This is a genomic window from Nocardioides sp. (assembly GCF_025964975.1).
In the GTDB taxonomy this organism is placed as follows: domain Bacteria; phylum Actinomycetota; class Actinomycetes; order Propionibacteriales; family Nocardioidaceae; genus Nocardioides.
The window spans coordinates 1-11,696 of record NZ_JAOPXV010000157.1 but is presented as its reverse complement, the minus strand read 5'-3'; the positions used below and the strand labels follow the sequence as shown (position 1 = coordinate 11,696).

The 11,696-nt window shown below is 69.4% G+C and carries 12 protein-coding genes; 5 read left to right on the top strand and 7 right to left on the bottom strand.

Translation table 11 applies throughout. The features are described 5' to 3' along the window. The 3 genes from JWN68_RS12150 to JWN68_RS12140 all read right to left on the bottom strand — a co-directional run. The coding region (locus JWN68_RS12150) for a hypothetical protein (RefSeq protein WP_297739116.1) at nt 1-1,107 on the bottom strand (1,107 nt) is incomplete at its 3' end. A gap of 154 nt (nt 1,108-1,261) precedes the next feature. Next, complete coding sequence (locus tag JWN68_RS12145; protein ID WP_297739113.1) at nt 1,262-1,447, bottom strand: YbdD/YjiX family protein; 186 nt, start codon at nt 1,445-1,447, stop codon at nt 1,262-1,264. Beyond that, on the bottom strand, nt 1,444-3,648 hold the full coding sequence (locus tag JWN68_RS12140; protein WP_297739110.1) for a carbon starvation CstA family protein: 2,205 nt from the start codon (nt 3,646-3,648) through the stop codon (nt 1,444-1,446). Before JWN68_RS12140 ends, JWN68_RS12145 begins: the two co-directional genes overlap by 4 nt. Before the next feature lie 301 nt (nt 3,649-3,949). Here JWN68_RS12140 and JWN68_RS12135 point away from each other — a divergent pair, with 301 nt between their 5' ends. The 4 genes from JWN68_RS12135 to JWN68_RS12120 are packed head-to-tail and all read left to right on the top strand — an operon-like array spanning nt 3,950 to nt 7,793. Then, nucleotides 3,950-5,107: a PAS domain-containing sensor histidine kinase gene (locus JWN68_RS12135; protein WP_297739107.1), complete on the top strand. Its 1,158-nt coding sequence runs from the start codon at nt 3,950-3,952 to the stop codon at nt 5,105-5,107. Next, nucleotides 5,107-5,532: a response regulator gene (locus tag JWN68_RS12130; protein ID WP_297739104.1), complete on the top strand. Its 426-nt coding sequence runs from the start codon at nt 5,107-5,109 to the stop codon at nt 5,530-5,532. Before JWN68_RS12135 ends, JWN68_RS12130 begins: the two co-directional genes overlap by 1 nt. Further along, a complete protein-coding gene (locus tag JWN68_RS12125; RefSeq protein ID WP_297739101.1) occupies nt 5,529-6,746 on the top strand; it encodes a hybrid sensor histidine kinase/response regulator in 1,218 nt (405 codons plus the stop codon). The genes JWN68_RS12130 and JWN68_RS12125 overlap by 4 nt, the downstream gene beginning before the upstream one ends. Before the next feature lie 12 nt (nt 6,747-6,758). Continuing rightward, on the top strand, nt 6,759-7,793 hold the full coding sequence (locus JWN68_RS12120) for a 5'-3' exonuclease H3TH domain-containing protein (RefSeq protein WP_297739096.1): 1,035 nt from the start codon (nt 6,759-6,761) through the stop codon (nt 7,791-7,793). A gap of 9 nt (nt 7,794-7,802) precedes the next feature. Here the strand turns inward: JWN68_RS12120 and JWN68_RS12115 are convergent, their stop codons facing one another. After that, on the bottom strand, nt 7,803-8,732 hold the full coding sequence (locus JWN68_RS12115; RefSeq protein ID WP_297739093.1) for a LysR family transcriptional regulator: 930 nt from the start codon (nt 8,730-8,732) through the stop codon (nt 7,803-7,805). Nucleotides 8,733-8,821: 89 nt separating this feature from the next. On the opposite strand from JWN68_RS12115, the gene JWN68_RS12110 reads away from it, so the two are divergent. Then, a complete protein-coding gene (locus JWN68_RS12110) occupies nt 8,822-10,150 on the top strand; it encodes an FAD-dependent oxidoreductase (RefSeq protein ID WP_297739090.1) in 1,329 nt (442 codons plus the stop codon). 4 nt (nt 10,151-10,154) lie between these two features. On the opposite strand, the gene JWN68_RS12105 is transcribed toward JWN68_RS12110, so the two are convergent. Genes JWN68_RS12105 through JWN68_RS12095 form a run of 3 tightly spaced genes read right to left on the bottom strand, consistent with a single transcriptional unit; the run spans nt 10,155 to nt 11,688 of the window. After that, nucleotides 10,155-10,802: a hypothetical protein gene (locus JWN68_RS12105; RefSeq protein ID WP_297739087.1), complete on the bottom strand. Its 648-nt coding sequence runs from the start codon at nt 10,800-10,802 to the stop codon at nt 10,155-10,157. A gap of 57 nt (nt 10,803-10,859) precedes the next feature. Continuing rightward, entirely contained in the window at nt 10,860-11,561 is a 702-nt protein-coding gene (locus tag JWN68_RS12100; protein ID WP_297739084.1) for a hypothetical protein, read from the bottom strand. Then, nucleotides 11,554-11,688, bottom strand: coding sequence for a sigma factor-like helix-turn-helix DNA-binding protein (locus JWN68_RS12095; RefSeq protein ID WP_297739119.1), 135 nt, complete (start codon nt 11,686-11,688; stop codon nt 11,554-11,556). The genes JWN68_RS12100 and JWN68_RS12095 overlap by 8 nt, the downstream gene beginning before the upstream one ends. Between the last annotated feature and the right edge of the window lie 8 nt (nt 11,689-11,696).

Sequence of the window (11,696 nt, the reverse complement as noted above, 5' to 3'; positions counted from 1 at the left end):
GTTGAGCGGCGTCCGGATCTCATGGCTCATGGTGGCCAGGAACACCGATCGCGCCTCCCCCGCGTCACGCAGGTCATCGTTGGCCTGCAGGAGCTCGTGTCCCTTGAGCTCGAGCTCGTCTGCCAACCGTTGCTGCTCGCGCAGGTCGCCGGCAAGCAGTGCAAGGCGCCAGATGACCAGCGCGAAACCACCGGCCGCCAACGCCAGCAGGACGTTCGACCGGGTGTTGCTGAAGGCCGCCATCACCAGGGGGACCACGGCGGCCAGGTAGAGCAGCACCAGCCGAGCACGGCGTACGCCGCTGCGACCCGACGGCGCACCGGTCGATTCGGCAACGGCGTCCTGCTGCCCGAGGAGCGAGGACGCCGAGGGATGGGCGACCATCGCTGCGAGGCAGCTGTAGGCGATCATCCACGTCACGAACACGGGGCTCCCGTACTCGAACGTTTCGGCCGCGCTCTGGATGCCGTACACCACGTCGCCAGCGACCTGCGCTGCCAGCCACCCGAGCAGGAGGAAGCCGGCGAGGCCGGACTGCGAGAGCCGATCCAGGACCAGCCGGACTCCGAGCCCGCACAACACGAGGTTGAACGCGGGATAGAGCAGGGCCACGACCGTGGCAGGGGTGGACGCCTCGGCGTGCAGGCTGGGCACCACGACCCCCACCCACAAGATCGCACACAGGGCGGTCGTGAGGATCAGGGCGTCGATCACCGCCACTCGCGCCTCGACCTCGCGGCCGATCGGCCCGAGGCGCAGCACGAGCACGAGCAGGAAGGCAAACACCGCGTAGTCGATGAAGAAACCCAGATCGAGCACCGACGGGAAGGGAAGCTCCAGCCCGAACACGACGGGACCGAGGTACCACGCGGCCAGCAGGAGCACGTAGGCCAGCACCGCACCGAACAGGATCCGAAGGGGCAGCTTTCCCTCGCCCGTGGCTCGCCTGCACCGGGCTCCGGTCACCCAGATGGCGGTCACCATCGGGACGAACCAAGCGACCAGCTGGACGGGGCTGTCCCGGGGCGAGAGCAGATAGACGACCAGTGCCACCACACCTACGGCGAGGCAGGCCGAGGAGAGCCTCTGACGCCCCAGTCGCTCCATGGCCAACTTCCTGGTCTCCGCCCGGCACCTGCAGCGAGCGTAGCCAACTCGCAGGGCTTGTCGCAGGCAAAGCATGCGACACCGCGCGACCGGTGTCACAGACGCTGATCGGACCAGCCGCGCGCTGGGATCACCGAGCTCGCGCCGAGGTCGATCAGCAGCAGCGTGCGCTCGCCGAGTGCTCCCGCTCGTGATCGCGGCGGCGCTCGAACTCGCGCCGGGACATGGGCGGATCTCCGAACGCCGAGCACTCGGCGACATAGTCGTCCCACTTGGACTCCCCGGTGAGCTGCCGGACGTACCAGCGCAGTGCGCGGGCGACGTGCGGGACCGCCGTCATCGCGACCCACCGACCTCGACGCCTCGCTGGCCGCTCTCCCATTCTCGCTGCGCCTCCTTCTCCTCGGCCGTAGCGAGGAAGTCGGACGGCGCGACGATGTGCGACTCCTGCCACGGCACCTCCGTGGTTGGCAACCCTCCGGCTCGCACAGCCTTGAACCAGATGAAGAACGCGTTGATCACCACCACCAGCACGAGGAGCGCGAACAGTGACTGCAGGGTGCCGTTCACCGTCGAGTTGAAGACCACCTGCTCCATCTGCTTGACGCTGGTCGCAGGCGCCAGCAGCTCGCCCTTGTCCAGGGCATCGGCGTAGGTGGACCGCTGGGTGAAGTAGCCGATCTTCGGGTTGTGGGAGAAGACCTTCTGGTAGCTGGCCGTCATGGTGGTGACGAGGTCCCAGACGAGTCCGACGCCGGGCACCCACGCCCACTTCACCTTCCCGTGCTTGATCAGCAGCGTCACGCAGAGCGTCAGCGCGATGGCGGCGAGGAGCTGGTTGGCGATGCCGAACAGCGGGAACAGCTGGTTGATGCCGCCCAGCGGGTCGGTGACCCCGACGTAGAGCATGTAGCCCCAGAGCCCGACGACGATCGCACTCGCCGACCACGACGCCGGCTTCCAGGAGAGGTCGGCGTACTTCGGCCAGAAGTTGCCGATGGTGTCCTGGAGCATGAAGCGACCCACCCGGGTGCCCGCGTCCACAGCGGTCAGGATGAACAGCGCCTCGAACATGATGGCGAAGTGGTACCAGAAGGCCGCAAGTCCGCCGCCGAATGCTTGGCTGAAGATCTGGGACATCCCGTATGCCAACGTCGGCGCACCACCGGTACGAGAGATGAGCGTCTCCTCCTCCACCGCCGCGGCCGCAGCGGTCAGCTGGTCGGGGGTGACGGTGAAGCCCAGCCCAGCGATGAACTCCGCCGCGGCGCCTGCTTCGGCCCCCGTGGCGCCGGCGGGACTGTTGAACGCGAAGTAGAGGCCGGGATCGATGACCGACGCGGCGATGAGGGCGCTGATGGCGACGAACGACTCCATCAGCATGCCGCCGTAGCCGATCATGCGGACCTGGCTCTCCTTGGCGACCATCTTCGGGGTGGTGCCCGAGGCGATGAGCGCATGGAACCCGGACAGCGCGCCGCAGGCGATGGTGATGAAGACGAAGGGGAAGAGCTTGCCGGCGAACACCGGCCCGGTGCCCTCGAGGGCGAACTCGGTGACCGCCTCGTTCTGCAGGGACGGCTTGGCGAGCACCAGCCCGACAGCGAGCAGCAGGATCACGCCGATCTTCATGAAGGTCGACAGGTAGTCACGTGGTGTGAGCAGCATCCAGACCGGCAGGATGGAGGCGACGAAACCATAGATGATCAGACCGATCGTCAGCTGCTCCTTCGACAGGGTCAGGGCCTCGGCCAGGCCCAGCTGGTCGACGTACCCCCCGCCGATGATCGCGAGCAGCAGCAGCCCCACGCCGATGGCGGTGACCTCCGAGACGCGCCCCGGACGCAGGTGTCGTAGGTAGAAGCCCATGAACAAGGCGATGGGAACGGTCAGGGTGATGGAGAAGACTCCCCAGGGCGACTCGGACAGGGCGTTGACCACCACCAGCGCAAGCACAGCGAGGATGATGATCATGATGGCGAACACCGCGATCAGGGCGGCGATGCCGCCGACGACCCCGATCTCCTCGCGCACCATCTGGCCCAGGCTCTTGCCATCGCGGCGCATCGAGAAGAAGAGCACCACCATGTCCTGCACGGCGCCCGCAAAGATGACGCCGACGATGATCCAGACCGTCCCGGGGAGGTAGCCCATCTGGGCTGCCAGAACCGGACCGATCAGCGGACCCGCGCCGGCGATCGCAGCAAAGTGGTGTCCGAAGAGCACGTGTCGGTGGGTGACGTCGAAGTCGCGGCCGTTGTCGAACCGCTCCGCGGGCGTGGCCCGGCTGTCATCGACTCCCAGCACCCGGTAGGCGATGAACCGGGCATAGAAGCGGTAGGCGATGGCATAGGAGGACAAGGCCGCGAACAGAATCCACAGCGCCGAGACCTCCTCACCGCGCGAGAGGGCCAACACGGTCCAGCAAACCGCGCCGGCCAGTGCGACGAGTCCCCACACCGCCATCCCCTTGGCCGACATCCGCGGCGATCCGCTCGGCGGAGGTGGGTGTCCTGGGGTGTTCGTCGCAGTCGTGGACATGGCACGTCCTCCTCGCTGATCGGTCGCGACCCGACGGGCCCCGAGCCCTCTCCACCGATCTTCACCCCGCGCGCAGGTTCACCACAAGAGGGCCGCTGACTAGACCATTCCGGTCGGTGCCGTGCCTGCATCCACGCCATCGGTCGCCAGGTGGCGAGGGGATATGGAGATTTCGAGCCCCTGGGACTGTGGAGGGCTAGCCTCATGAGCAGCAGCGGAACAAGGTGACACGCTCGGGCGCCCCGTCATCTCCCGACTGTCCTCGCCCCCTCGGGGTCGGACTACCTCAGATCGGGGCCAGATGAGCGCTGACACCTCCGCCGTCCCCGAGGCTGCCGCTTCGTCGCGTGCAGCCCCGTTCGCGCGTGACCCCGGGCTCCTCAGCCAGATCGTCGAGGTCTCAGGCGACGCCATCTTCAGCGAGGACCGGGCCGGCATCATCACAAGCTGGAACGCGGCCGCTGAGCGGATCTACGGATGCGCAGCGGAGGAGATGGTGGGACGCCCCACCGCGGAGCTGTTGCCCGAGGAGACCTCACTCCAGCTGCAGTCGGTGCACGAGCTGGCGCTGTCCGGCGAGCGGGTGGACCGCTTCGACACCTGGCACCTCCGCCCGGACGGGCGCCACATCGCTGTCTCCCTGACCGTCTCCCCGCTGCGGGACCGAGGAGGCGAGATCGCCGGTCTGGCGACCAGCGTGCAGGACGTCACCGACCGGGTGCAGCTGACCGCCGAGCTGGAGGACGCTCGACGGACGCAGGAGAAGCAGAACGTTGCCCTGGCCCGGTCGAACCGCGATCTCGAGCAGTTCGCCTTCGTCGCCTCCCACGACCTGTCCGAGCCGCTGCGAGCCATGACCGGTTTCGTCCAGCTGTTGGAGAAGCGCTACGCCAACGAGCTCGACGAGCGTGGCCTCGGCTACATCGCCCACGTCGTCGACGGCTCCAACCGGATGCGAACCCTGATCGACGACCTGCTCGAGTACTCGCGCTACCTCCTCGTCGACCCGCCCGGTCGGGTCATCAAGACGGCCGAGGCCGCACGCGAGGTCGCAGCCTCGCTGCAGCTCACCGGCGTGCATGTCGGGGAGGTGCCCGACGTCTGGTACGACGAGACGTCGGTGCTCGCCGTCCTCTACAACCTCATTGGCAACGCCAACAAGTTCCGTCGGCCGGAGGTCCCGCTCCGGGTCGAGGTCACTGGTCGGATCGAGGACGGGCGAGTGCTGGTGTGCGTCGATGACAACGGCATCGGGATCGAACCGCAGTACCGCGACCGCGTCTTCGGGATGTTCGCCAGACTGCACGTACGCGAGGCCTACACCGGCACCGGGATCGGGCTGGCCATCGTGCAGCAGGTGGCCGAACGGTCGGACGGCGCCGCCTGGGTCGAGGAGTCTCCCCTCGGCGGTTGCCGGTTCTGCATCACCCTGCCCACCGTGCCCGGAGAGGCGGCGTGATGGCTGACAACGCCCAGCTGATGCGAATCCTGCTCGTCGAGGACAGCCTCGCCGACGTCGAGCTGACGCTGGACGCGCTACGAGACGCCAAGGTCGCCAACGACGTCACCGTCGTGCGCGACGGTGCCGCTGCGCTGGAGCACCTGCGGGCCAGCCCCGGGGACACCCCCGACCTGGTGATCCTCGACCTCAACCTGCCTCGCATGACCGGGCACGAGGTGCTGGCGGCCATGCGCAAGGACGAGGCCCTGCGTCGGATCCCCGTCGCCGTACTGACCACGTCGTCGGCCGAGGCGGACGTCGAGAAGACCTACGACCTGGGCGCCAACTGCTTCCTGACCAAGCCCGTGGAGATCGAGCAGTTCATCCACGTGGTGCAGTCCATCGACAACTTCTGGCTCGGTCTCGTCAGGTTGCCGCAATGAGCACCATGGCCGGCCGGACGACGGACCCCGTGGTGCTCGACCGCAACAGCAGGCTGCGGTTCCTGCTGATCGAGGACTCGAAGAGTGACAGCGAACTGATCCGGGCCCTGCTCGAGGACGAGTTCCCCCACACCAAGGTCGACGAGGCCACCAGCCTCGAGCTCGCCCTTCAGCACCTCGCAGCCGCGCAGTACGACCTGATCCTGGCCGACCTCACCCTGCCCGACGCGGACGGGGGCACGGTCGTCCGTACCGTGCGCGACGCCTACCCGAAGGTCACCCTGATGGTCCTGACGGGCCGGGTGGACGGCAGCCTGGCGTTGTGGGCCCTCGCGGCGGGTGCGCAGGACTACCTCGTCAAGGGCCAGCACGACGGCCCGCACCTCGCTGAGTCCGTGCTGCACGGGTTGCAGCGCAGCCGCACCGAGCAGCTGACCCACTCCCTCCTGCTCGCGTCGCTGAGCGCCCAGGGCTCCGGCGGTGACCAGACCCGCGACGCGAGCGAGACCAAGAGCGACTTCGTGGCGACGGTGAGTCATGAGCTCCGCACCCCTCTGACCAGCATCACCGCCTACGCCGAGCTGCTGCAGGACGACCCGGACCTCAGTCCACGCCAGGCCGGGTTCGTCGATGCCATCGCCCGCAACGCCGTCCGTCTGCGCTCGCTCACCGACGACCTGCTCGTCCTGTCGGGCTTCGCCTCGATGGAGCACCAGATGCAGACACAGGTGATCGACGTGCGCGAGGTCGTGGCCCAGGCCCGGGAGGTCATCCTCAGCCTGCGCGCTGGACGAGGGATCATCGTCGACTTCGTGCTGCCCGAGGAGCCGCTCTTCGTCACCGGAGACGCGGCGCACCTCGAGCGGGTCGTGCTCAACCTGGTCGGCAACGCCATCAAGTTCAGCGAGCAGGGCGGCACCGTGGTGTGCCGGCTCCGTGAGAGCAGGACCGAGGTCGTCCTCGAGGTCTCCGACACGGGGATCGGCATCCCGCTCGACGAGCAGCACGGCCTGTTCACGAAGTTCTTCCGAGGATCGGCCGCCCGTGAGCACGCCGTCGAGGGGACCGGTCTCGGGTTGCACATCGTGGCCTCGATCGTGAAGAACCACGGAGGGAACATCTCGGTGGACTCCGACACCGGTCGCGGGACCCGGGTGACGGTCCGGTTGCCGCGCCGCGTCACCGACGCAGACAACCCGGAACATCCGGAGTGACCAGGGCTTAGCATGACCGCGATCCTCATGCCGCCGCCCACACCCGATGCCGCCGAGCGCAGGCTCCTGCTCGTCGTCGACGCCCCCTCGTTGCTGCACCGCAACCACCACGCGCGTGCACAGTCCGGGCTACTGGACCGCTCGGGACGACCGGCGTGGGCCTTGCACGGCATGGTGCGACAGATCATCGAGGCGATCGAGGGGTTCCGGCCCGACGCACTCGTCTGCGGTCTGGACGACCGCACGGCCTCGATCCGCCGGGAGCTCTATCCCGACTACAAGGCGGGTCGGGCGGAGAAGGATCCTGACCTCGTCGACCAGCTCGATCGAGCGGGTGCTCTGCTCGGCGCCCTCGGGCTGGCCGCTCTGACCCCGGCAGGCCTCGAGGCCGACGACATCAACGCATCGGCGGCCCGCTGGGCCCGTGAACACGACTGGAACTGCGTCATCATCACCTCCGACCGCGACGCCTTCGCCCACATCAGCGACCACACCAGGGTGCTGCGTCTCATCGACGGTGGCCTCCACGGTTCGCCGTTGCTCACCCCCGCTCGGTTGCACGCCATGTACGGCGTCTCCGCCGACCAGTACCTCGCCTACGCCGCCCTGCGCGGTGACGCGAGCGACAACCTGCCGGGGGTCGAGGGGATCGGCGCGAAGACGGCGGCGATCCTCCTCGACGTGGCCGGCTCCATGGATGCGGTGTGGGCCGACCTCGACCACGACGGCGGACGGTCGGTCGTCGCCGCGCTGGATGGCTGGGCTGCCGAGACGGGCGTACGCCGACTGGGTGCCACCGCCGTACGCCGGCTCATGGCCTCGGGGGCTCGGGCTCGCTACGACTTCAACGTCACGATGATGTCGGGCCGCGACGACCTCGACCTCGGACTGACACCCGACGTCCCGGGATCCGTGGGTCTGTTCCCCCTCGACGTCGACCGCGTGCGCCGGGTGGTCGGCTTCCTGGGCGTCGCTGCGACCACCGAGCTGGCCACGCGGGTGCTCAGCGGGGCTGCCGCCGCACCGGCGCCCCTGTCCGCGACCTGATCTCGGGCTTCATCGTTCGCGGTGGCTGCGCACGGCTCGCGCGACCAGCTCACGCGCCGGTCCTGCCGGCGGCTGGGTGCCGTCGCGCCATACCGCGTTCAACCTCCGCGTCAGGTCGAGCCCGGTCACGGTGACTGCCACCAGCCGACCGTTCACCAGGTCGTCGCGGACGGCGTGGGCGCCCAGCACCGCCGGCCCGGCCCCCGCCACGACCGCTGCGCGCACGGCAGCCGTGCTCGACAGCTCCAGCACCGGGGCGGCAACGGGCAGCCCCGCCAACGCCCGCTCCAGGACCGTCCGGGTGCCGGAGCCCGTCTCGCGCACGACGAGCGGCGTGGCAGCCAACGTGCTGGCCGCCACCCGGCGCCGTGACCGGTGCGCCCACTCGTGGTCGCGAGCCACCACGACCACCAGCTCGTCGCGTCCGACGAGACGGTGGTGGAGACCGGCGGGCGCGTCCGGCCCCTCGACGAAACCCAGCTCGACCTCCCCGGCACTGACCATCACCACCACGCGCTCACTGTTCGTCGCCGTCATCGTGAAGTCGGTGGGCACGTGCCCCGCCTGGGCCTGCTCGGCGCGTACGGCGACCAGCCACCCCGGGAGCAGGTGTTCGGCGATCGTCAGGCTGGCGGCAATCCGCAGGTGTCCGCGACGGTCGGAGCGGAGCGCCGCGATCCCGGCGTCGAGCTGGGCAGCTTCCTCGAGCACCCGTCCGGCCCACTGGACGACCAGGTCGCCCGTCGCCGTCAACGCCGAGCCCCTCCGGGTGCGCACGAGCAGGGGCACACCGACCAGCGACTCCATCGTGCGGATCCGGGACGACGCCGCCTGCTGCGTGATGTGCAACGTCTCGGCCGCGGCGCTCAGGCTGCCGGTGCGGCCGACCTCCACCAACAGCTCGAGGGCACGGAGCTCCGGCACGTGGGGTCCCAACACAGGACAAGACTGCCAGACACAAGCCAATCTTGTGACATCACAACCACAACCTCGTTCTGTGACCACGCTTCGATCGACAGACTTCCTCCATGACTCTTCGCGTGGCCATCGTGGGCGCCGGACCAGCCGGGATCTACGCCGCCGACCTGCTGACCAAGTCGGAGACGGCGGTCTCCGTCGACATCTTCGAACGGCTGCCGGCCCCGTTCGGCCTGGTCCGCTACGGCGTAGCCCCCGACCACCCGCGGATCAAGGAGATCGTCAAGGCCCTCCAGCGAGTGCTGGTCCACCCAGACGTGCGGCTCCTGGGCAACGTCGACCTGGGCGTCGACATCAAGCTCGAGGAGCTCCGCGAGTTCTATGACGCCGTGGTGGTGGCGACCGGCGCGAGGTCGGATCGCGACCTGGGCATCCCGGGCGAGCATCTGCCCGGGTCGTACGGCGCCGCGGACTTCGTCTCCTGGTACGACTCCCACCCCGACGTCCCCCGCACGTGGCCGCTGGAGGCCGAACACGTCGCCGTCCTCGGGGCAGGCAACGTCGCGCTGGACGTCGCCCGCGTGCTCGCCAAGACCGGCGACGAGATGCTCAGCACCGACATCCCTGCCCATGTCCACGAGGCACTGGTCGCGAAGCGGACGACGGACGTGCATGTCTTCGCGCGTCGTGGTCCGGCCTACGCCAAGTTCTCGCCGCTCGAGCTCCGCGAGCTGGCGCACTCACCCCACGTCGACGTGATCGTCCACCCCGAGGGCTTCGAGGTCGACGAGGCCAGCATGGAGCACCTCAACCGCAACAAGCAGGCCAAGATGGTGCTCAGCACCTTGGCCAACTGGGTCGGCCGGGAGCCCGAGGGCAAGCCGCACCGGATCCACCTCCACTTCCTGGAACAGCCCGTCGAGATCGCCGGCGATGGTCGCGTGGAGACCCTCCGTACCGAGCGCACCCGATTGGTCGGCGACGGCACCGTCGAGGGCACCGGACTCGTGACCAACTGGGACGTCCAAGCCGTCTACCGCGCCGTAGGCTACCGCAGCTCGGCCATCTCCGACCTGCCCTTCGACGACCGCGCCGCCGTCGTCCCCAACGAGGGCGGCCGCGTCGTGGACCTCGACGGCCGTCGGGTCCCCGGCACCTACGTCACCGGCTGGGTCAAGCGCGGGCCGGTCGGCCTGATCGGGCACACGAAGAGCGACGCCGCCGAGACCGTGGCGCACCTGGTCGCCGAGACCACCCCGACGGCGACGTCCCGTCAGCCCGGGGACGTCGACGCCTTCCTCGCCGACCGCGGTGTGGACGTGACGGACCTCGAGCACTGGCTCCGCGTCGACCAGCACGAGATCCATCTCGGCGAAGACTCTGGACGCCTCCGCGTCAAGCTGCCCGGACGCGACGAGCTCCTCGCGGCCGGCCGCTGACGGCTCAGACCCGGGTCGCCTCGGGCTGGCGGTCGAGGAGCTCACGACGAGGCTCGGTGGGCGCCTGGCCTCGCGAGGCGAGCAGTCCGATCGCGAGGCCTGTCACGACACCGGGCACGACCCACCGCCACCCGGTCAGGGTGAACCAGCGGGTCTCCGCGGGAGTACGCACCGCAGGCGCGGCTGTCGGCACCTCCTCGGAGACCGGCGGCGCAGCCGCGACAGGTGACTCGGCGAACAGGCGGTCCAGCAGTGCCGCCAGCTGCTCGCCGTCCGTGACCGCCCTCCACGCGGACTCGGAGGTCGCCACCCCCACGGGCTCGGCGTCGTTGACGAACGTGGTGGACACCGAGGCCGTGCCGTCAGGTGCGATGTGCACCGAGTCGATGCGCCACGGTGACACGTCGTGGATCATCCACGTCATGGTGTAGCGGGTGCCTCCGGACCCGGGCGGGTCCTCGCTGGCCTCCGTGCTCGAGGTGAGCAGCCCCTCGAGCTCGGCGTACTCCTCGGTGCCCGTGTAGAGACCGGTCACCTGGCCCGTGCCCGGCTGGCTGATGAGGACGCTGGTGGGTCCGCCCGCGTGGGCCGGGCCTGGTGGACCGACCAGTGCCCACAGGGCAAGTACGGCGATGGCGAATGATCTGCGCATGGCTCCTCCTCGGGACAGCTGTGCCCCAGATACACCGCCGCGGTCGTCCAGGTTCCCTCAACCGGTCGAGTCGGCGATCTCGGTGGCGCGCTCGAGGCTGTGGTCCCCTTCGAGCCGCAACGTCAGGCTGCCCTGCGACCAGACCAGCGTCGGAGCCGCTGACCGCGGCGGAAGCCGGTGCGTCGTCCCGTCGTCCGCGACGACGCTCACGTAGTGAGGCGTCGGCAGCCACAGGGCGTCTCCGGCGCGGATGGACACGAAGGTCGCGACGTCCACCATCTTCTGGAACATCGGATCGATGGTGCCGCGGAACTGGTCCAGCCGGACGGTGTCGGCACCACTCCCCCAGCTCAGGGACACCAGCCGGCGGTCCGCCGAGACCGTCACGCCGTCCGGGGCGCCCAGGACGGCCGGGACGAGCGGGGGGAAGCCGGCGAGGGTGGCCGCCTGTTGCAGGCTCAGGCCATCGAGCTCGGCCGGCACGGTGGGCTCCTCGGTGGCAGGAGCCTGGTCCTCGACGACGGTGACGCCATGGAAGCCGAACCACTCCAGGATGGACGCCCCCACGGGGGACGCCACGGCGCCGACGCCCAGGATCGTCAGGAACAGGCCCGCGATCCACCGGGCCGTCCGCCGCGGCCGGGACCGGGTGGGCTCCCGCGCCACGCGGGCCAGCACGGCCGCCTCCAGGTCGGCGGGGACCTCGACATGGAGGTCCTGCGCCAGCTGACGCAGGCTCGACTCGAGCGACTCAGACATGGCCGGCCTCCTTGTCGGGTGAGACTGCCGCGAGCTCGGTGCGAAGTCGATCGAGCCCACGGCTCAGTCGCGACTTCACGGTGCCTCGGGGCACGCCCAGGACGACTGCGGTCTCAGCCTCGTCCAGCTCAAGGA